This is a genomic window from Sphaerisporangium rhizosphaerae (assembly GCF_042665155.1).
Taxonomy (GTDB): domain Bacteria; phylum Actinomycetota; class Actinomycetes; order Streptosporangiales; family Streptosporangiaceae; genus Sphaerisporangium; species Sphaerisporangium rhizosphaerae.
Map to the genome: position 1 here is coordinate 1 of NZ_JBHTCG010000028.1, position 18,739 is coordinate 18,739.

The 18,739-nt window shown below is 71.4% G+C and carries 20 protein-coding genes, 1 tRNA gene and 2 pseudogenes; 17 read left to right on the forward strand and 6 right to left on the reverse strand.

The features are described 5' to 3' along the window. The 8 genes and pseudogenes from ACFQSB_RS30395 to ACFQSB_RS30430 all read left to right on the forward strand — a co-directional run. Window positions 1–167: pseudogene (locus tag ACFQSB_RS30395) on the forward strand (sugar phosphate isomerase/epimerase); the annotation flags it as partial. A gap of 110 nt (window positions 168–277) precedes the next feature. After that, on the forward strand, window positions 278–1,429 hold the full coding sequence (locus ACFQSB_RS30400; protein ID WP_380830280.1) for an inositol-3-phosphate synthase: 1,152 nt from the start codon (window positions 278–280) through the stop codon (window positions 1,427–1,429). Next, on the forward strand, window positions 1,426–2,274 hold the full coding sequence (locus ACFQSB_RS30405) for an SCO3242 family prenyltransferase (RefSeq protein WP_380830281.1): 849 nt from the start codon (window positions 1,426–1,428) through the stop codon (window positions 2,272–2,274). The genes ACFQSB_RS30400 and ACFQSB_RS30405 overlap by 4 nt, the downstream gene beginning before the upstream one ends. Then, window positions 2,271–3,125 carry a sugar phosphate isomerase/epimerase family protein gene (locus tag ACFQSB_RS30410; protein ID WP_380830282.1) on the forward strand — a complete coding sequence of 285 codons (855 nt, stop codon included), beginning with the start codon at window positions 2,271–2,273 and terminating at the stop codon, window positions 3,123–3,125. Before ACFQSB_RS30405 ends, ACFQSB_RS30410 begins: the two co-directional genes overlap by 4 nt. A 128-nt stretch (window positions 3,126–3,253) precedes the next feature. Continuing rightward, complete coding sequence (locus ACFQSB_RS30415) at window positions 3,254–3,859, forward strand: EboA domain-containing protein (RefSeq protein WP_354922246.1); 606 nt, start codon at window positions 3,254–3,256, stop codon at window positions 3,857–3,859. After that, window positions 3,859–4,746, forward strand: a complete 888-nt coding sequence (locus ACFQSB_RS30420) for a TatD family hydrolase (RefSeq protein ID WP_380830283.1) — start codon at window positions 3,859–3,861, stop codon at window positions 4,744–4,746. The genes ACFQSB_RS30415 and ACFQSB_RS30420 overlap by 1 nt, the downstream gene beginning before the upstream one ends. Next, a complete protein-coding gene (gene eboE, locus ACFQSB_RS30425) occupies window positions 4,746–5,873 on the forward strand; it encodes a metabolite traffic protein EboE (protein ID WP_380830284.1) in 1,128 nt (375 codons plus the stop codon). Before ACFQSB_RS30420 ends, eboE begins: the two co-directional genes overlap by 1 nt. Continuing rightward, window positions 5,870–7,246: an alkaline phosphatase family protein gene (locus tag ACFQSB_RS30430; protein WP_380830286.1), complete on the forward strand. Its 1,377-nt coding sequence runs from the start codon at window positions 5,870–5,872 to the stop codon at window positions 7,244–7,246. Before eboE ends, ACFQSB_RS30430 begins: the two co-directional genes overlap by 4 nt. A 115-nt stretch (window positions 7,247–7,361) precedes the next feature. Here the strand turns inward: ACFQSB_RS30430 and ACFQSB_RS30435 are convergent, their stop codons facing one another. Beyond that, a complete protein-coding gene (locus ACFQSB_RS30435) occupies window positions 7,362–7,730 on the reverse strand; it encodes a PRC-barrel domain-containing protein (RefSeq protein ID WP_354848012.1) in 369 nt (122 codons plus the stop codon). 173 nt (window positions 7,731–7,903) lie between these two features. On the opposite strand from ACFQSB_RS30435, the gene ACFQSB_RS30440 reads away from it, so the two are divergent. After that, window positions 7,904–7,980: transfer RNA gene (locus tag ACFQSB_RS30440), tRNA-Lys, on the forward strand. Window positions 7,981–8,095: 115 nt separating this feature from the next. Here ACFQSB_RS30440 and ACFQSB_RS30445 read toward each other — a convergent pair. Beyond that, window positions 8,096–9,085 (reverse strand): helix-turn-helix transcriptional regulator, encoded by a 990-nt coding sequence (locus tag ACFQSB_RS30445; protein WP_380830287.1) that lies wholly within the window; start codon window positions 9,083–9,085, stop codon window positions 8,096–8,098. Window positions 9,086–9,177: 92 nt separating this feature from the next. Here ACFQSB_RS30445 and ACFQSB_RS30450 point away from each other — a divergent pair, with 92 nt between their 5' ends. Continuing rightward, window positions 9,178–9,576: a VOC family protein gene (locus ACFQSB_RS30450; RefSeq protein ID WP_380830288.1), complete on the forward strand. Its 399-nt coding sequence runs from the start codon at window positions 9,178–9,180 to the stop codon at window positions 9,574–9,576. A gap of 115 nt (window positions 9,577–9,691) precedes the next feature. On the opposite strand, the gene ACFQSB_RS30455 is transcribed toward ACFQSB_RS30450, so the two are convergent. The 4 genes from ACFQSB_RS30455 to ACFQSB_RS30470 form a co-directional block, all read right to left on the reverse strand. Continuing rightward, window positions 9,692–10,141 (reverse strand): hypothetical protein, encoded by a 450-nt coding sequence (locus tag ACFQSB_RS30455; protein WP_380830289.1) that lies wholly within the window; start codon window positions 10,139–10,141, stop codon window positions 9,692–9,694. A 134-nt stretch (window positions 10,142–10,275) separates the two neighbouring features. Then, window positions 10,276–10,530, reverse strand: a complete 255-nt coding sequence (locus ACFQSB_RS30460; protein WP_380830290.1) for a hypothetical protein — start codon at window positions 10,528–10,530, stop codon at window positions 10,276–10,278. Window positions 10,531–10,551: 21 nt separating this feature from the next. After that, window positions 10,552–10,728, reverse strand: a complete 177-nt coding sequence (locus tag ACFQSB_RS30465; protein WP_380830291.1) for a DUF397 domain-containing protein — start codon at window positions 10,726–10,728, stop codon at window positions 10,552–10,554. A gap of 104 nt (window positions 10,729–10,832) precedes the next feature. Next, window positions 10,833–12,050 (reverse strand): threonine synthase, encoded by a 1,218-nt coding sequence (locus ACFQSB_RS30470; protein ID WP_380830292.1) that lies wholly within the window; start codon window positions 12,048–12,050, stop codon window positions 10,833–10,835. 388 nt (window positions 12,051–12,438) lie between these two features. On the opposite strand from ACFQSB_RS30470, the pseudogene ACFQSB_RS30475 reads away from it, so the two are divergent. From ACFQSB_RS30475 to ACFQSB_RS30505, 7 genes and pseudogenes are all read left to right on the forward strand, one after another. After that, window positions 12,439–13,137, forward strand: a pseudogene (locus tag ACFQSB_RS30475) (glycoside hydrolase family 12 protein); the annotation flags it as partial. A 287-nt stretch (window positions 13,138–13,424) separates the two neighbouring features. Then, a complete protein-coding gene (locus ACFQSB_RS30480; protein WP_380830293.1) occupies window positions 13,425–13,616 on the forward strand; it encodes a hypothetical protein in 192 nt (63 codons plus the stop codon). Next, window positions 13,613–14,671 (forward strand): LLM class flavin-dependent oxidoreductase, encoded by a 1,059-nt coding sequence (locus ACFQSB_RS30485; protein WP_380830294.1) that lies wholly within the window; start codon window positions 13,613–13,615, stop codon window positions 14,669–14,671. The genes ACFQSB_RS30480 and ACFQSB_RS30485 overlap by 4 nt, the downstream gene beginning before the upstream one ends. Before the next feature lie 30 nt (window positions 14,672–14,701). Further along, on the forward strand, window positions 14,702–15,832 hold the full coding sequence (locus tag ACFQSB_RS30490) for an LLM class flavin-dependent oxidoreductase (RefSeq protein WP_380830295.1): 1,131 nt from the start codon (window positions 14,702–14,704) through the stop codon (window positions 15,830–15,832). A 250-nt stretch (window positions 15,833–16,082) separates the two neighbouring features. Further along, window positions 16,083–16,952 carry an amino acid ABC transporter permease gene (locus tag ACFQSB_RS30495; RefSeq protein ID WP_380830296.1) on the forward strand — a complete coding sequence of 290 codons (870 nt, stop codon included), beginning with the start codon at window positions 16,083–16,085 and terminating at the stop codon, window positions 16,950–16,952. After that, window positions 16,949–17,710: an amino acid ABC transporter ATP-binding protein gene (locus ACFQSB_RS30500; protein ID WP_380830297.1), complete on the forward strand. Its 762-nt coding sequence runs from the start codon at window positions 16,949–16,951 to the stop codon at window positions 17,708–17,710. Before ACFQSB_RS30495 ends, ACFQSB_RS30500 begins: the two co-directional genes overlap by 4 nt. Window positions 17,711–17,724: 14 nt before the next feature. After that, entirely contained in the window at window positions 17,725–18,732 is a 1,008-nt protein-coding gene (locus ACFQSB_RS30505) for an ABC transporter substrate-binding protein (RefSeq protein WP_380830298.1), read from the forward strand. Window positions 18,733–18,739 lie beyond the last annotated feature (7 nt).

Below are 18,739 nucleotides of genomic sequence, written 5' to 3' on the forward strand. Positions count from 1 at the left end.
TCCGGGCGCTGAACTCCATCGGCTACGACGGGCCGATCTCGGTGGAATGGGAGGACGCGGGCATGGACCGCCTGGCCGGCGCCCCCGAGGCCCTGGCCTACGTCCGCGGCCTCAACGCCATCACCCCACCCACCGCCGCCTTCGACGCCGCCTTCTCCACCGAATGACCCCTCGCCGGGCGGCGGCCGCGCCATGACCGCCGCCCGCGCGAGCCCACCCCCCGTGCGCGCCGCCGTGCGCACCCTGCCGGTTGCGAGCCGACCGTGAGAGGAGACTGATGAGTACCGGAGTATGGCTGATCGGAGCACGAGGATCGGTCGCGGTCACCAGCATGATCGGTGCCCTGGCGGTGCGGGCGGGCCTGACCGCGCCGACCGGGTGTGTCCTTGAGTCGCCCGCGCTGCGGAACGACGCCCTTCCGCGTCTCGGTGACCTGGTCTTCGGCGGCCACGACGTCTCCTCGGTCCCCCTGGACAAGAAGGCCGCCGCGCTGGCCGAGGCGGGAATCCTCCCGGCACGGCTCGCCGAGGCCGTGCGGGACGCGCTGTTCGAGATCGAACAGCAGGTGCGGCCGCTGCCCGTCGGCGCCACCCAGGCCGAGGTCGCGCGGGAGATCGGCGCCGACCTCGACACCTTCCGCCGGCGCCACCGGCTGGACCGGGTCGTCGTGATCAACGTGTCGACCACCGAACCCGCGCCGCCGCCCCACCCCGCCCACGCCGACCTCGACGCGTTGCGGGCCGCGCTGGACGGCCCCGACCCCGTCCTGCCGCCCAGCTCCCTGGCCGCCTACGCCGCACTGCTCGCCGGCTGCCCGTACGTCGACTTCACCCCCTCCACCGGCGCCCGCCTGCCCGCCCTCGACGCGCTCGCCCGCGCGCAGGGGCTGCCCTACGGGGGACACGACGGCAAGACCGGCGAGACGCTGGTCAAGTCCGTGCTCGCCCCGATGTTCGTCCAGCGCAACCTGAGGGTGCGCACCTGGTCGGGGATCAACCTGCTCGGCGGCGGCGACGGCGCGAACCTGGCCGAGCCGGCCGCCAACGCGGCCAAGTCCGCCAGCAAGCAGCGCGTGCTGGCCGAGACCCTCGGCTACCAGCCGCAGGGCGACACCCGCATCGACTTCGTGGAAGACCTCGACGACTTCAAGACCGCCTGGGACCTGATCACCTTCGAGGGCTTCCTGGGCACGCGCATGCGCATGGAGTTCAGCTGGCACGGCTGCGACTCCGCCCTCGCCGCGCCGCTGATCCTCGACCTGGCGCGGCTGACCTCGGCCGCCCACCAGGCCGGGCGCGTGGGACCGCTCACCGAACTGGCCTTCTTCTTCAAGGACCCCCTCGGACAGGTCCCGCACGCCCTGTCCGACCAGTGGCAGGTGCTGCGCGACGCCGTCGCCTCCTACGGCGCGCCGGGCACGCCGCGATGACGACCCTGCGCGACCTGCTGGAGCTGGTCCGCGCCCCGGCCGCGCTGTCGGTCCCCGGCGACGTGGTCGCCGGGGCCGCCGCCGCCGGAGTGCTCGGCCGGCGTACCGCCGGCCTGGCCTGCTCCTCGGTCTGCCTGTACTGGGCCGGGATGGCCGCCAACGACTGGGCCGACCGGCACCTCGACGCCAGGGAACGCCCCGAGCGCCCCATCCCCTCGGGGCGGGTGACGGCGAACGCGGCCCTCGGCACGGCGGTGGGCCTCACCTTCGCGGGCGTCGCCGTGGCCGGGCTCGCGGGCGGCCGGCGTGCCCTGGCGGTCGCCGCGCCGCTGGCCGCCGCCATCTGGGCCTACGACGTGCTGGCCAAGGGCACGGCCGCCGGTCCGCCGGTCATGGCCCTGTGCCGCGGCCTGGACGTGCTGCTGGGCGCCAGCCCCGGGTCCCGCGCCGCCGCCGCGCTGCCGTCCGCCGCCACGATCGCCGCCCACACCTACCTGCTCACCGCGCTCTCCCACGGAGAGGTGTCGGGCACGCGTCCGGCCGTGCCCGCGGCGACCCTGGCGGGCACCGTCGCGCTCACCGCCGCCACCGTCCGCGGCAGCGCGAACGGGACGCAGCCCGCCCTCGCCGGTTGGTACGCCGCCCAGTTCGGCCTTCCCCAGGCGCAGGCCGTCGCCGACCCCTCGCCCGGACACGTCCGTGAGGCGGTCAGCGCGGGCATCGTCAGCCTCCCCGCCCTCCAGGGAGCCCTCACCGCGCGCGGCGGCGCTCCGCGCCTCGCCCTCCTGCTCGCGGCGGCGGCCCCGCTGGCCCGGCGCCTGGTCAAGAAGATCGCCGCGACATGAGGCTCGGCTATGGCACCAACGGCTTCGCCAACCACCGGCTCGCGGACGCCCTGGAGGTCATCGCCGGCCTCGGCTACCAGGGAGTGGCGCTGACGCTCGACCACTGTCACCTCGACCCGTACGCCGACGGGCTGGGACGGCGGGTGGCGGAGGTCGCCGACCGGCTGCGCGCCCTCGATCTGGCGGTGGTCGTCGAGACCGGTGCGCGCTACCTGCTCGACCCGCGGCGCAAGCACGCCCCGACGCTGCTCGACGACGACCGCGACACGCGGGTGGACTTCCTGCGCCGCGCCGTCGCGATCGGGGCCGACCTCGGGGCCGAGGCGGTGTCGTTCTGGTCCGGCATCCGCCCGGCCCATGTCGACCCGGCCGTCGCCTGGGACCGGCTGGTCGAGGGGTGCGAGCGGGTCGCCGAGACCGCCCGGGAGGCCGGGGTGACGCTCGGCTTCGAGCCCGAGCCGGGGATGCTCGTGGAGACGATCGCCGGCTGGCGCCGCCTGCACCAGGCCCTGGGCGCGCCGGACGGCTTCGGCATCACGCTGGACATCGGGCACTGCCGCTGCAACGAGCCCGACCCGGTGCCCGCCTGCGTCGCCGGGGTCGCCGGGCACCTGGTCAACGTCCAGATCGACGACATGCGGCTCGGCGTGCACGAGCACCTGGAGTTCGGCGAAGGGGAGATCGACTTCCCGCCGGTGCTGCGCGCCCTCGACGACGCCGGCTACCGCGGCCTGGTCGCGGTCGAGCTGCCCCGCCATTCCCACGCCGCGCCCGCCGTCGCCGCGCGTTCGATCGACTTCCTGCGCGCCGCCGAGAAGGCGTCGCACGGGACGGAAGCAAGCCCGTCATGACGCCGCGACAGGCGCCGCGCGGGCCGGAAGGAGGCCCGTCATGACGCTGGGACAGGCGCCGCGCGGGCCGGAAGGGAGCCCGTCATGACGCTGGGACCGGCATCGCGCGAGGCGGCGGAGGGTCCATCGTGACGCTGGAGGAGCGGCTGAGCGCCGCACTGCGCGACGGATCGCCGGGGGAGTGGCTGGAGGACGCCCTGGCCGCCGCGGCCGAGCGGCCCGAGTCGATCGGCCGGTCCTTCGCCGCGGCCGGACGGCGCGTCGGCAGGCAGGCCCTGTCCGGGGCGCCCGGCTGGACGGCGGACGAGGCCGCGCGGGCGCTGCTGCTGTCCGCGCTGCCGCCCGACCGGCAGGCGGACCAGGCCGGCGAGCTCTACCGCCACGGCGACGCCGACGAGAAACGCGCCGTGCTCAAGGCGTTGCCGATGCTCGCCGCCGACACGGCGGCGGTGCCGCTGCTGCACGACGCGATCCGCACGAACGACACGCGCCTGGTCGCGGCCGCCCTCGGCCCGTACGCCCGCCACCTCGACCAGACGGCATGGCGGCAGGCGGTGCTCAAATGCGTCTTCATGGGCGTGCCGCTGACCGCCGTCGACCGGCTGGACGAGCGGGCCGACCACGAGCTGGCGGCCATGCTGGCCGCTTTCGCCGACGAGCGCGCGGCGGCAGGACGTCCCATGCCCGCCGACGCCGCCGCCCTCCTCGACCGCCTGACCCCCAAGGAGGCCTGATGCGCATCTTCGACCCGCACATCCACATGACGTCGCGCACCACCGACGACTACGCGCGGATGGCCGCCGCCGGAGTACGGGCCATCGTGGAGCCCGCCTTCTGGCTCGGGCAGCCCCGTACCAACCCCGGCTCGTTCGCCGACTACTTCGACTCGCTGCTCGGCTGGGAGCCGTACCGGGCCGCCCAGTTCGGCGTCGTCCACCACGCGACCATCGCGCTGAACCCCAAGGAGGCCGGCGACCCGCGCTGCCGGCCCGTGCTGGACCTGCTCCCGCGCTACCTGGACAAGGACCGGGTCGTCGCGGTCGGCGAGATCGGCTACGACTCGATGACGCCCGAGGAGGACGACGCCTTCGAACGGCAGCTCGCCCTGGCCGTCGAGTTCGACCTGCCCGCGCTCGTGCACACCCCTCACCGCGACAAGGCCCGCGGCACCCAGCGGACCATCGAGGTCGTCGCCGCCTCCGGGATCGCGCCCGGGCGGGTCGTCGTGGACCATCTCAACGAGGTCACCGTCGACATCGTGCACGAGTCCGGATGCTGGATGGGCTTCTCCATCTACCCCGAGACCAAGATGTCGCCCGAGCGCATGGTGGAGATCCTGCGCAAGCACGGGCCGGACCGGATGCTGGTCAACTCCGCCGCCGACTGGGGCGTCTCGGACCCGCTGCTGACGCTGGAGACCGGCAGGGCGATGCTGGCCGCCGGGTTCACCGACGACGACGTCGACCGCGTGCTGTGGCGCAACCCCGTGGAGTTCTACGGCCAGTCCGGACGCCTGGACCTGACCGGCGCCGAAGACGGGTCCGGCTCCGTCGCCGGTTCCGTCGCCGGCTTCGACGAGCCCACCTTCGCCGGCAGCTCCATCAAACGCGGAGGCAGCTGATGCGGCTGCTCCACTCCTCGGGGACACCGCTGCACGTCAGCTACTGCACCAACGTCCACCCGGCCGAGGACCTCGACGGCATCATCGCCCAGTTCGACGCCTACGCCGTCCCGATCCGCGACCGCCTCGGCGCCGACGTGCTCGGGCTCGGGCTCTGGCTGGCCGCGCCCGTCGCCGCCGCCCTCGCCGCCGACCCGGCGCTACGCGCCAGGCTCCGGGGGGAGCTGACCGCGCGGGGCCTTGAGGTGGTGACCGTCAACGGCTTCCCCTACCGCTCCTTCCAGGACCCGGTGGTCAAGCACGCGGTCTACCACCCCGACTGGACGACGCGGGAACGGCTGACCTACACCCTGGACCTGGCGCGCGTCCTGGCGGACCTGCTGCCCGACGATGCCGCCCGGGGCTCGGTGTCCACCCTGCCGCTCGCCTGGCGCGACCCCTGGGACGCCGCGATGGCCGGCCAGGCCGCACGCCGGCTCGACGAGCTCGCCGCCGGCCTGGCCGACGTCGAGTCCGCCACCGGACGGGTCGTGCGCGTCGCGTTCGAACCCGAACCGGGCTGCGTCGTGGAGACCACCGAGCAGGCCATCGCCCACCTGGCGGACGCCGACCACGACCGGCTCGGCGTCTGCGTCGACCTCGCCCACCTGGCCTGCGCCTGGGAGAAGCCCGCCGACGCGCTGGGCGCGCTGCGCGACGCCGGCCTGCCCGTCGTCAAGGTCCAGCTCTCCGCCGCCCTGGAGACCGCCGAGCCGGAGGCGCTGCGCGAGTACGTCGAACCGCGCTTCCTGCACCAGACGCGCACCCCCGCGGGCGAGGCCGCCGACGACCTCGACGAGGCCCTGGACCGGCGGCTGCCCGGGCCGTGGCGGGTCCACTACCACGTGCCGCTGCACGTCTCCCCGTCCGCGCCGCTCGCGGCGACCACGCCGCTGCTGCGCGAGGCGCTCGCCGAACTCGCCGGCGGCCCGGAGCCGCTGTGCGACCACTTCGACGTGGAGACCTACACCTGGGGCGTCCTGCCCGCCGCGCTGCGCCCGCAGACGCCCGGGCAGCTCGCCGACGGCATCGCCGACGAGCTGGACTTCGTCCGCGCCGAACTTCGCCACCTGGGAGTGGAAGCATGACATCGTTGCTGGTCCTGGACGTCGTAGGCCTGACCCCGAGGCTGCTGGCCCACATGCCGCGGCTGCGCGCCGTCGCCGACGGCGGCTTCCAGGCCGAACTGGGCACCGTCCTGCCCGCCGTCACCTGCTCGGTGCAGTCGACCTTCCTCACCGGCGCGCCGCCCGCCGAGCACGGCATCGTCGGCAACGGCTGGTACTTCCGCGACCTCGGGGAGGTCCTGCTGTGGCGCCAGCACAACGCGCTCGTCGGCGGGGACAAACTGTGGCACGCCGCCCGGCGGGAGCGGCCCGGGTTCACGGTGGCCAACGTGTGCTGGTGGTACGCCATGGGCGCCGACGTCGACTGGACCGTCACGCCGCGGCCGATCTACCACGCCGACGGGCGCAAGGACCCCGACTGCTACACCTACCCGCCCGAACTGCACGACGAGCTCACCTCGGCCCTCGGCGAGTTCCCCCTGTTCACCTACTGGGGCCCGGGAGCGGGTATCGCCTCCTCCACCTGGATCTGCCGCGCCACCGAGAAGGTCATGGCCGACCACGACCCCGACCTGACCCTGGCCTACCTGCCCCACCTCGACTACGACCTGCAACGGTACGGCCCGTCCGACCCGCGCTCCGCCGCTGCCGCCGCCGAACTCGACGGCGTGCTCGCCCCCCTGCTGGACGCCGCCGCGGCACGGGGGACCACCGTCGTGGCGCTGTCGGAGTACGGGATCACCGACGTCTCCCGCCCGGTGGACGTCAACCGGACGCTGCGCGCCGAAGGGTTCCTCCGCGTTCACACCCAGGCCGGCATGGAGTACCTCGACCCGTGGACCTCGCGGGCGTTCGCCGTCGCCGACCACCAGGTGGCGCACGTCTACGTGGCCGACCCGGCCGACGTCCCGGCCGTCGCCAAGCTCTGTGCGTCCCTCCCCGGCGTCGCCGAGGTGCTCGACGAGGAGGGCAAGCGGGCCCACGGGCTCGACCACTCCCGGTCGGGCGAACTGGTGCTGCTCGCCGAGCCGGACGCTTGGTTCACCTACTACTACTGGCTCGACGACGCACGCGCCCCCGACTTCGCCCGGCTGGTCGAGATCCACCGCAAACCCGGCTACGACCCGGCCGAGCTGTTCTTCGACCCCCAGGACGTGCTCGGCGCCAAGCGCCGGGCCGGGGTGGCGTTGCTGCGCAAGAAGGTCGGCATGCGCTACATGATGAACGTCGTCGGGCTAGACGCGGGCGCCCGCGCGGTGCGCGGCTCCCACGGGCTGCTGCCCAGGGACGCGGCCGACGCCCCGGTGCTCCTGTGCTCCGACCCCTCGGTCACCGCGGAGCGCTTCGAGGCCACCGACGTCAAGGACCTGCTCCTGCGCCTCGCGCTGAGCTGACCACCAGGCAGGCCTGCACGCGGAAGGGCCGCGCCGGTGCGGCGCGGCCCTTCACTGGCGCCTTCACGGCACCTCGCGGTGCCGGGGAAGGCGATGGCCTACCAGTCGCGCATGCTTACAGGGTGGCTCCCGGCCCGAAGGGGAAGCGGCCGTAGTACTCGCCGACCTGGTCGCGGTAGGCGGGCTCCTTGTAGCTCGCCTCGTCGAACTCCGGCGAGTCCTTGATCTCGTCCTTGGTGCGGCTGACGAAGACCTTCTTCTCCTGCGGGTCGATGTTGATGACCGTGCTCGCGGGGAGCATGACCTTCTTGCCGAAGATCCACGGTCCGGTGTCGACGATCAGGTAGCTCTCGCCGACCTCGTAGGTGGCGTCGTCCACGGAACCGATCTTGCCGTCCGTGGCCTCCACGTGATATCCGACCACGTCGAAGCTCTGATGGGCTCCGGTGACGGTCGGGCCGTAACTCCAAAGATCCTGTGCCATCTTCGTTCTCCCTTCGATTGTGCCGTCGGGACTCTTCGCCCTACCCGTCATTCGCCGGTGAAACATCGATGCGCGGACAGGACCGCCTCACCCGTAGGTAAGGCCGGCCTCGGCGGCCCCCGCGGCCGACGTCACGGGCACCCCCGCGTTTCCGCTAACCTGGACATGGTCACGCGCCGCTAGCTCAGTTGGTTAGAGCAGCTGACTCTTAATCAGCGGGTCCGGGGTTCGAGTCCCTGGCGGCGCACCACGGTCAACGCCGATGACCTGGGCATTCTCCCCTTGAGGGAGGGTGCCCACAGTCATTTCCGGGCCTGTGCGGGCGTGCGCCGGCTGTGCGATCTCCTGACGTTGGTTCCTGGCTGTCAGGCCTGGCGGGCGTTGGACGCGAGGCGCTCGGCGAGCGCGATGACGAGGTCGCGCAGTTCGTCGGGGCGCTCGATGACGAACGGCCGGTCGAGTGCGGCGAGTGTCGGCGGCAACCAGTCGAGCCGCTCCGCCCGTAGCCGGACGCGCAGCCAGCGGTCGGTCGCCGGGTCCTTGCCCGCCGCGGGCTCGTGCTCCTCCAGGATCGCGACGCCGGCGGGAAGGTGGGCGCGGATCCGCTCGACCGTCCCGTGGATCCGCAAGATCACCTCATGCCGGTACTCGGCCGTGGCGAACCCTGACAACACGCGATGTGCCGGATCGGGACCCTCGGGCGCCTCGAAAGAGCCGGGCAGGGTCCGCGCGTCCGCGATGCGATCGAGCCGGAAGGTCCGGTCCTCGCCGATCTCGGGGTCGGTGCCCGTGACGTACCACCGGCCCGAATGGGCGACGATCCCGTACGAGTGGAGTGTGCGTTCGCTGCGCCGGCCGTCGCGGTCGGTGTACCGGATCGAGACCGGTCGGCGATGGCGTACAGCGTCGGCGATGGTGAGCAGGATTCCGGCGTCCGGGGTGGCGAACTCACGGGGCCGATCCGTGAAGAAGAGAGATTCAAGGAGGGTGTCGAGCCGGCGGGCGATGTGCTTGGGCAGCACCCGCCGGATCTTGGCCGATGCCGTCTCGCTCGCGGTGTGCCCCGCCGCCGTCAACCCTGCTCGGCGGCCGGCGACCAGGCCGAGCAGCACGGCCAGCGCCTCGTCGTCGCTGAGCATGAGCGGAGGCAGACGGTACCCGGGGGCGAGCCGGTAGCCGCCGTAGCGGCCGCGCACCGACTCCACGGGCACGTCAAGGTCGATCAGCTGGTCCACATACCGCCGCACGGTGCGCCCGTCGACGCCGAGCCGGTCGGCGAGCTCGGCCACCGTCCGGGTGCCGCCCGACTGCAGCAACTCCAGCAGTGTCAGCACGCGGCCGGTGGGTCGAGGCACGTGCACAGCCTACGGCGAATACAGGACCGATTCTGTCCCCTATTTCTCCTAGCCTGCGAGGTGCAGCCACTCCATCAGCCAAGGAGATCACCATGGACTTCGTCTCGATCCGCATCATCACCGAGGACGTCCGGCGCCTCGTCGAGTTCTACGAGGGAGTCACAGGGGTGCGGGCGATGTGGGCCACCGAGGACTTCGCCGAACTCAAGACCCCCAACGCCACCCTCGCGATCGCCGGCACCCGCACCGTCCCGCTGTTCGCCCCGGGCTCCGCCCGCCCGGCGGACAACCACAGCGTGATCACCGAGTTCCGTGTCGACGACGTGGACCGCGTGCACCGGAACCTGACCGGCCTGGTCACCGACTTCGTCACCGAGCCCACCACGATGCCCTGGGGCAACCGGTCGCTGCTGTTCCGCGACCCCGACGGCAACCTCGTGAACTTCTTCACCCCGGTCACCCCGGCGGCCATCGAGAAGTTCGCCCGTTGACACCGGAAACAGCCGCGCACGCGGGACCCCTGAGATCCCGATCGCCGCGACCGGCACGAAGCACAGACGGACCCGCCCCTGCACTTCGTGGAACCGACGTCCTGCGACACCACGGCTAGCGGTGGATGAGGTCGTACAGCCAGGTGTCTGCCTCCTCCGGCGCGCCGAAGCGGATCACGCGCAGATGGGCGAAGCGAGGATCGTGGACGAGCCGGTGGATGGCCGCCCTGCGGGCCGCGTGCTGGGACCAGGCCCACCAGGCCGGGTGGTCGCGGCGGAACCAGCCGGCCAGGGTCTCGCGGTTGCCGCCGAAGACCGGCTCGCGCAGCAGGGTCCGCCGCAGCGATCGGCGCAGGACCCGCGGCATGATCACGCTTCTGGAGTAGTCCAGCCAGACCACGGTGTCGGCGTGCTCCCACAGCAGCTCGCGCACCTGGGGGTAGCCGAAGGAGTCGAACACCCAGCCGGGCGAGGAGACGATGGCGGCCACCTTCGCCGCGAACCCGTCGTCCACGGCCCACCCCGGCCCCACATAGTGCAATGCGTCCATCTCGTGATACGGCACCGCGAGATGATCACCCAACACCCGCGCCATGGTCGACTTCCCGGCCCCACTGATCCCGACGACAAGCACACGACGCACCTATGCACGATAAGCCCCCGACAGTGCTCAGGTGCCGTCAGGTGTCCTCGGACGGGTCAATGGCGCCGGTGGTCATGAACCAATCCGGTCACCAATCTCCCCGCCGACACGCAGGCGCCAGGTGCGACCATCAGAACCACCATTCCTGGGGCCCACCTTGAGGAGACAAGCCACAGGGCGGCGATCGAAGACATGGCCAGGTGCGCGATCAGGAAGACGCGGTGGGCTCGTCTGTTCTTCAGGGTGAGCAGTGCCATGACCAGCCACGCGAGCATGGAACCGTAGACGATGACGAGCCCACCGATGATCATTCCTTGCTCCGTCTCGGGGACTCAGACTTTGATCCTGGCCAGGAACGCCCTGAACGCTCCGGCGGTCACGGTCAGATGCCCCTGCGCGATGTCCTTGCTGTCACGGATCGCGACAACGCCCGAAATCGCCGCGATCTCGACGCACTCACCGCCGTTGGCTGAGCTGTAAGAACTTCTACACCACTTCAAGGCGTCCATTCTGTTCTCACCTTCTCGCTGGGTCCCTGCTGGATTCCGTGGCGATCAGGCAGCGTGGCGGTGCCGTGGTCACCCACCGAGTGGTGCCTGAGGCGTGGTGGGGGTTAGGCCAGGTGGGCGTCCACGGGGAGTACTGGGGCGTCCACTTCGATGGTCTGGGGGTATTTGATGCCGGCGCCGGTGTTCAGGACGACGACCTGGTCGTCGGGGGCGATCCAGCCTGAGGCGCGGAGCTTGCGGGCCGCGGCGAACGCCGCCGCGCCCTCCGGGCAGACGAAGGCGCCTTCGAGGGCCGCCACCTCGCGGAGTTCGGCCAGCAGTTCGGCGTCGGTGACCGTGACCGCGGTGCCCGAGGTCGCGGCCAGGGCCCGCAGGATCAGGAAGTCGCCGAGCGGCTTCGGGACGTTGATGCCGAAGGCCACGGTGCGCGCGCCGTCCCAGTAGCGGCTCTCGGGCTCCCCGCTCTCGAAGGCGCGGACGATCGGCGCGCAGCCCTCGGCCTGCACCGCGACCAGCCGCGGCAGCGGCCCTGCGATCCAGCCGAGCTCGCGCAGTTCCTCCAATGCCTTGTGGATGCCGATCAGGCCGACCCCGCCGCCGGTCGGGTAGAGGATCACATCGGGCATCCGCCAGCCGAGCTGCTCGACGATCTCGATGCCCATGGTCTTCTTGCCCTCGATGCGGTAGGGCTCCTTGAGCGTCGAGGCGTCGAAGACCCGGCCGCCGGAGGCGGCGACCAGTTCGCCGACGATGCGGCCGGCGTCGCTGATCAGGCCGTCGACCAGGTACAGGTCCGTCCCCGAGGCCACGCACTCGCGCCGGGTGATCTCCGGCGCGTCCACCGGCATGACCACGGTGGCGGCCAGGCCGGCCCGTGCGCCGTACAGGGCCCACGCGGCGCCGGCGTTGCCGTTGGTCGGCATGGCCAGCCGCTCGACGCCCAGCTCGGCCGCGCGCGACACCCCGACCGCCGCGCCGCGGGCCTTGAACGAGCCGGTGGGGATCAGTCCTTCGTCCTTCATCAGCAGCCGGGGCACCCCGATGCGTTCGCCGTAGCGCGCCATCTCCAGCAGCGGCGTCATCCCCTCGCCGAGGCTGGTGACCGACCGCGGGTCACGCACCGGGAGGAGCTCGTGGTAGCGCCACAGGTCGGGGGAGCGCCGCGCGAGGTCGTCAGGGGTGACCGAGGCCCGGACGGCCGCCAGGTCGTAGCGGGCCAGCAGTGGGGACGCGCACCGGGTGCACAGGTTCTGCGGCCGCTCGCTGTCGTGCTCGGCTCCGCACCGGCCGCACTCCAGGTGGGACAGATGGCTGAAACTCAACGCGCGCTCCCTGGCTGCTCTCGAGTGGGGGACGTGCCCGCGACAGGGCCGCGGGTACGCGGGGTGCACCAAGAGGTCATCGGTTTCCGGTCGTCCCATTATCGCCAGGCGTGGTGGACGGGCGTTCCCGGGGTGCGTCCCGGCTCCGGCGGCCCGCCGGAAACTTTCACAGGCGGACGAGGGCGTTCGCCGCTTGACCTGGACTGTCGGAAAGGTTTTCCCTGCCGCGTTGCCTCTGGTGGCGGCCGAACCTACGGTGACCCCACTCCACGGCGAATCCGATCAGCGATCAAGTCGAAACGCCGTCGAAGCGCTTCGACGGTGATTTCGACGGGGTTACGGCGAATCCCGCCGGGCCGGACGCCCGGCGACACGACGGCAGGAGAGGAAGATCATGCTCAGGACGTCACGCCTACTCGTCCCGGTGTCGGTGCTGGTGGCGCTCGTCGGCCTGCTCGCCACCCCGGCGCAGGCGGCGACCTGGTCCTCCACCGACCGGTGGGGCACCTGGACCAACGGCGGCTACACCCTCTACAACAACATCTGGGGCAACGGCGCGGGCCCGCAGACCATCTGGGCCAACAGCTACAGCAACTGGGGCGTGTGGGCGAACCACCCCAACACCGGCGGGGTGAAGTCCTACCCCAACGCCACAAGGAACGTGAACCGGCGCATCAGCGCGCTCGGCAGCGCGAGCAGCAGCTTCAACGTCACCGTGCCGAACGGCGGCGCCTACACCACGGCCTACGACATCTGGTGCGACGGCCACACCTACGAGATCATGCTGTGGATGAACAAGTACGGGCCGGTCGGCCCGATCGGCTCACGCCAGACCAGCGTCTCGGCCGGCGGCCACAACTGGGACGTCTACCGCGGGTCCAACGGCTCCAACCAGGTGTTCTCCTTCGTCCGGCAGGGCAACACCAGCTCCGGCACGGTCGACATCAAGGCGATCTTGACCTGGCTGCGCGGCAACAACTGGTTCGGCGACGTGACCTTGGGCGACGTCCAGTTCGGCTACGAGATCACCTCCTCCAGCGGCGGCATGGACTTCCGCACCAACGGCTTCTCGGTCTCGGCGAACTGACCGCGCGACCGGCTGATCGCGCGATCCCCTGACCGCGCGATCAGCCGGCACGGTGCAGAGATCCCGGGCGTACGCCCACCGGTGCGGGTACCGCCGGCCGCTCGGGACAGGTGTCCGCGAGCGGCTCGGCGGGCCGCCGGAACCGGGTGCCGATGCCGACGCCGTAAAGTCAACTATTTAGGTAGGTATAGACAGGTATCCGGAAAGCGGCGTAGCCTCCGGCCAACGGCCATCGATCGGCGGAGGGGCCATCGTGGCGCCCTTCGATCCGGAGGTGGTCAATGCCGATGTCCGATTCGTTTCCCCCGCTCCATCGCGCCGTCGCGCTCGACGGGGCCGGGCGGCATCCGGCCGCACGGCGCGCGCCACGGGAGACGGAGCTCTTCACCGTCCGCTACCGGTCCGACCTGGTCGCGGAGGCCGGGCGGGGCCTGGCCGGGCCGCGGCGGACCGGCGAGGACAGAGGGGACGGCTCGTGAGATTCCTGCTGATCACCCTGATCGTGCACGCGCCGGATCCGGTGACCGGGGTGCGCAAGCCGACCTACGAGCGGTTCTGCGAGGTGCTCGACAACGCCGTGCTCGCCGAGGAGCTCGGCTTCGACGGCTTCGGCGTGGGGGAGCGGCATGAACGGCCCTTCATCTCCTCCTCCCCTCCGGTGGTGCTGAGCCACATCGCCGCGCTCACCTCCCGGATCCGGCTCTTCACCGCGGTCACCACACTGAGCCTGCTCGACCCGGTCCGGGCCTACGAGGACTACGCGACCCTCGACCACCTCTCCGGCGGCCGGCTGGAGCTGATCATCGGCAAGGGCAACGGCACCGCCCAACGGGAGCTGTTCCACGTCACGCCCGAGGACCAGTGGGACCGCAACGCCGAGGGCTACGAGCTGTTCCGCCGGCTGTGGCGGGAGGAGAAGGTCACCGCCACGCCGCGGTTCCGGCCGAGCCTCACCGAGGCGGAGGTGTGGCCCCGGCCGCTGCAACGGCCGATCCGCGTCTGGCACGGCAGCGCGACCAGCCGGGAATCGGTCGACCTGGCCGCGCGCTACGGCGACCCGCTCTTCTCGGCGAACGTCAGCAACCCGATCGAGCCCTACGCCGAGCTGGTCCGCCACTACCGCGAGCGGTGGGCCGCCTACGGTCACGATCCGGCCGCCGCCGTGGTCGGGGCCGGCACCGCCGGCTACTACGCCGACCACCGGTCGCAGGACGCCCTCGCGGCCTACCGGCCGGTCTTCGAGGGAACGCTCGCGTTCCAGCGGCGACTCGGGCTGGAGCCGGTCTTTCCCACCCTGGAGGACTTCGTCGAGCGCAGCTCCGCCCTGATCGGCAGCCCGCAGCAGATCGTCGAGAAGGTCCACCGCTACCACGAGCGTTTCGGCCACAGCGTCATGCACCTGCACGCCGACGCCGATGGCCTGACCGACGCCCAGCACCGCGCGTCACTGGAGCTGTTCCAGTCGGACATCGCGCCGGTGTTGCGCAAGGAGATACCGGACCCGCCCTGGGAGTGGGGGCCGGTCACTCCGTAGCCCGTTTCCGCCTTCTTAGAAGGGTGACACATGGCCACCATCCCACTGGCAGTGCTCGACCTGGTGCCGATCTCGTCGGGGTCGACCGCCGTGCAGGCCCTGCGTAACAGCATCGACCTGGCGCGGCAGGCGGAACGCTTCGGCTACGCCCGCTACTGGTTCGCCGAGCACCACCTCAACCCAGGGGTCGCCGGGACATCGCCCGCCGTACTGCTGGCGCTGACCGCGTCGGCGACCTCGACGATCCGGATCGGGTCCGGCGCGGTGCAGATGGGCCACCGCACGGCCCTGTCGACGGTCGAGGAGTTCGGGCTCATCGACGCGCTGCACCCGGGGCGCCTGGACCTCGGTCTCGGCCGGTCGGGCGGGCGGCCGGCCGAGACGGCCCGGGAACCGGCGCTGGTGTCCGGCGCCACGGTGGTCGACGGGCGGGCGCCGAACGGGTTGCCGATCCCGCCGAAGTTCTCCTTCGCCCATCTGCTCGCCTCGCCGCGTTTCGCGTTGCAGAAGACGCTGCTGCAACTGCCCGGCGCGCGGTCGCAGGACTACACCGAACAGGTCGGCGACATCCTCGACCTGCTGCGCGGCACCTACCGGTCCCCGGAGGGCGAGGAAGCGCATGTGGTCCCGGGTGAGGGCGCGCAGGTGCAGCTCTGGATCCTCGGCAGCAGCGGCGGCGAGAGCGCGAACGTGGCCGGCGCGAACGGCCTGCGGTTCGCCGCCAACTACCACGTCAGTCCCGGCAGCGTACTGGAGGCGGCCGAGGGCTACCGGGCCGCGTTCCGCCCGTCCGCGGAGCTGGACCGGCCCTATGTCAGCGTCTCCGCCGACGTCGTCGTCGCCGGGACCGAGGCCGCCGCCCGCGACCTCGCCGCGGGTTACGGGCCGTGGGTGCGCAGCATCCGGACCGCCGAAGGGGCGATCCCGTTCCCGGCCCCCGCCGAGGCCCGTGCCATCCCATGGAGCGAGGCCGACCGTGAGCTGGTCGCCGACCGCGTCGACACCCAGTTCGTCGGGACCGCCGGGCAGGTCGCCGACCGGCTCGAACAGCTTCGGGAGGCGACCGGCGCCGACGAGCTCGTCGTCACGACCATCACCCATGACCACAAGGACCGGGTGCGCTCCTACCGGTTGCTCGCCGAGGAATGGCACCGCCGGTGAGACGGCCGGGCGGTGAGATGGCCGGGTGTAAAAACCTACTAAACAAGTAGGTCTTGACGGGAACATCAGGCTGTGTTGAGGTGAAACCGTCTACCTCGCCCCCCAGGAAGGCGGCATCCATGCCCGTCGAGTTTCTCGGTATCGGCGGGACCAACGACGGCTCCGAAACCTCGCCGCGCCCCGGTCCCTCGTTCGGCAACCAGGACACACTCCGTCTCGCCCGGGCCGCCGCGCTCAGCTCGGTGGGATCATGACGCTCTCCGGCACCCGGACGGTGCTGGGCGTCCAGCGGGACGAACTCCCGCCGAAGGTCGTCCCGACCCGTCATCCGCTGCGCTGGGCGTCGACCGCTCTCGTGCTGCTCCTGCTCGCGATGGCGGCCAACTCGCTCGCCACCAACCCCGCATGGGACTGGGGGATCGTCGGACAGTACCTGTTCGCGCCCTCGGTCCTGCGCGCGGTGGGACTCACCCTGGAGCTGACCGCGTTCGGCATCGTCCTCGGATTCGCCCTGGGCACCGTACTGGCCCTCATGCGCCTGTCGCCCAACCGGCTGCTGTCGTCGGTGGCCTGGGGCTACGTCTGGCTCTTCCGCTCGGTACCACTGATCCTGCAGTTGCTGTTCTGGTACAACCTGGCGCTGCTGTATCCCCGGCTGTCGTTCGGGGTTCCTTTCGGACCCGGGTTCTTCGCCGTCGGCACCATGGACCTCATCGGGCCGCTGACCGCCGCCGCCCTCGGCCTGGCACTGCACCAGGCCGCGTACGCCGCCGAGATCGTACGGGGCGGGCTGCTGTCGGTGGACCCGGGCCAGCGGCAGGCCGCCGCGGCGCTGGGCATCCCCCGCGTGCGCCGGCTGTTCCGGATCATCCTGCCGCAGGCGATGCGCACCATCGTGCCGAACGCGGGCAACGAGATCATCGGCCTGGTCAAGGGAACGTCGGTCGTCTACATCATGGCGCTGCCCGAGCTGTTCTACCAGGTGCAGGTGATCTACATGCGCAACGGCCGGGTGATGGCCCTGCTGCTGGTGGCGGCCGTCTGGTACCTGGTCCTGACCACGGTGCTGTCGGTCGTGCAGTACTACGTCGAGCGTCACTACGGCAGAGGGCGCTCATGACGACGATGGTGGAACTGCGTGACGTGCACAAACACTTCGGCCCGCTGCACGTGCTGCGCGGAGTGAGCCTGAGCGTGCGGCAGGGCGAGGTGGCCGTGATCCTCGGCCCGTCGGGCTCGGGCAAGTCGACGCTGCTGCGGACGATCAACCATCTGGAGAAGGTGGAGTCGGGGACGGTCGAGATCGAGGGCGAGCTGCTCGGCTACAGAAGGTCGGGCGATCGGCTGCACGAACTGCACGAGCGGGAGATCCTCCGGCAGCGGACGCGGATCGGTTTCGTCTTCCAGAACTTCAACCTCTTCCCGCACCTCACCGTGCGGCAGAACGTGGCCGAGGCGCCGCTCTCGGCACAGAAGCGGTCCAGGGCCGAGGTCGGGATCCTGGTGACCCGGCTGCTCGACCGGGTCGGCCTGGCGGACAAGGCGGACGCCTACCCGCGCACCTTGTCCGGTGGCCAGCAACAGCGGGTGGCCATCGCCCGGGCGCTGGCGCTGGAGCCCAAGGTCGTGCTGTTCGACGAGCCGACCTCGGCGCTGGACCCCGAACTCGTCGGCGAGGTCCTCGAAGTGATGAAGGACCTGGCCCGCACCGGCACGACCATGCTCGTCGTCACCCATGAGATCGGCTTCGCCCGCGAGGTGGCCGACACGGTCGTCTTCATGGACGCCGGACAGATCCTCGAACAAGGACCCCCGTCCCAGGTCCTGGACGATCCGCTGCACGAACGCACCCGCGCCTTCATCGGCAAAGTCCTCTGACGCTAGGAACCATCATGCGCTCTTCTCCCAGGTGGGCCGCCTCCGCCGTGCCCGCGATGCTCCTGGCCCTCGCCGTCGCCGCGTGCGGCGCCGAGCCGACCGACGCCGCCAAGGGCGCCGCCACGAGCGCCCCCACCGGCGCGAACGCCGCCGCCGGAGCCGACAGGAAGATCAACACCGGCCCCGACCAGAACCGCGTGCGCGCGCGGAAGGTCGACTCCATCGCCGCGCAGGTGCCCGCCGCCATCGCGGCGGACGGCAGGCTCGCCGTCGGCCACAGCGGCCAGGGCGCTCCGCCGCTGGGCTTCCTCGCCGACGACGACACGACGTACATCGGCGTGGAGACCGACATCGCCCAGCTCGTCGCCGACGTCCTCGGCCTGGAGGTGAAGCAGGAGATCACCTCCTGGGAGAACCTCTTCGTGGGCGCGAAGTCCGGAAAACTGGAGGTCGTCTTCAACAACGTCACGGTCACCGAAGAGCGCAAGGACATCTACGACTTCGCGACCTACCGCGTGGACCAGCTCGCCTGGCAGGTACCCAAGAGCAGCCCGATCACGTCGATCAGCAAGCCCGCCGACATCGCCGGGCTGCGGGTCTCCGTCGGGTCGGGAACCAACCAGGAGAAGATCCTCCTCGACTGGGACGCGCAGAACAAGGCGGCCGGTCTCAAGCCGGCCGAGATCCAGTACTACACCGCCTTCGGCGACGCCCTGCTCGCGCTGAAGTCAGGACGCATCCAGGCGTACTTCGGGCCGAATCCGTCCATCGCCTACAACGTCACGGTGAGCGGCGACTCCCGGATCGCCGGCACCGCCTCGGGCGCCGGTCCTGATCTGCAGGGCCTCATCGCGGCGATGACCAAGAAGGACAACGGCCTGGTCAAGCCCCTCAACGAGGCGCTGAACACGGTGATCAAGGACGGGAGGTACAAGGAAGTGCTCGACCGCTGGGGCCTGGGCAACGAGGCGATCCCCGAGTCGCAGATCAACCCGCCGGGCCTGCCCCGCCAGTCGAGCTGACCGAGGA

Excerpts from the sequence above, each read along its gene's own strand:
- ACFQSB_RS30400 (WP_380830280.1), top strand. The coding sequence starts at position 278 with ATGAGTACCGGAGTATGGCTGATCGGAGCACGAGGATCGGTCGCGGTC.
- ACFQSB_RS30405 (WP_380830281.1), top strand. The coding sequence starts at position 1,426 with ATGACGACCCTGCGCGACCTGCTGGAGCTGGTCCGCGCCCCGGCCGCG.
- ACFQSB_RS30410 (WP_380830282.1), top strand. The coding sequence starts at position 2,271 with ATGAGGCTCGGCTATGGCACCAACGGCTTCGCCAACCACCGGCTCGCG.
- ACFQSB_RS30420 (WP_380830283.1), top strand. The coding sequence starts at position 3,859 with ATGCGCATCTTCGACCCGCACATCCACATGACGTCGCGCACCACCGAC.
- eboE (WP_380830284.1), top strand. The coding sequence starts at position 4,746 with ATGCGGCTGCTCCACTCCTCGGGGACACCGCTGCACGTCAGCTACTGC.
- ACFQSB_RS30430 (WP_380830286.1), top strand. The coding sequence starts at position 5,870 with ATGACATCGTTGCTGGTCCTGGACGTCGTAGGCCTGACCCCGAGGCTG.
- ACFQSB_RS30435 (WP_354848012.1), bottom strand. The coding sequence starts at position 7,730 with ATGGCACAGGATCTTTGGAGTTACGGCCCGACCGTCACCGGAGCCCAT.
- ACFQSB_RS30450 (WP_380830288.1), top strand. The coding sequence starts at position 9,178 with ATGGACTTCGTCTCGATCCGCATCATCACCGAGGACGTCCGGCGCCTC.
- ACFQSB_RS30460 (WP_380830290.1), bottom strand. The coding sequence starts at position 10,530 with ATGATCATCGGTGGGCTCGTCATCGTCTACGGTTCCATGCTCGCGTGG.
- ACFQSB_RS30465 (WP_380830291.1), bottom strand. The coding sequence starts at position 10,728 with ATGGACGCCTTGAAGTGGTGTAGAAGTTCTTACAGCTCAGCCAACGGC.
- ACFQSB_RS30480 (WP_380830293.1), top strand. The coding sequence starts at position 13,425 with ATGTCCGATTCGTTTCCCCCGCTCCATCGCGCCGTCGCGCTCGACGGG.
- ACFQSB_RS30490 (WP_380830295.1), top strand. The coding sequence starts at position 14,702 with ATGGCCACCATCCCACTGGCAGTGCTCGACCTGGTGCCGATCTCGTCG.
- ACFQSB_RS30495 (WP_380830296.1), top strand. The coding sequence starts at position 16,083 with ATGACGCTCTCCGGCACCCGGACGGTGCTGGGCGTCCAGCGGGACGAA.
- ACFQSB_RS30500 (WP_380830297.1), top strand. The coding sequence starts at position 16,949 with ATGACGACGATGGTGGAACTGCGTGACGTGCACAAACACTTCGGCCCG.
- ACFQSB_RS30505 (WP_380830298.1), top strand. The coding sequence starts at position 17,725 with ATGCGCTCTTCTCCCAGGTGGGCCGCCTCCGCCGTGCCCGCGATGCTC.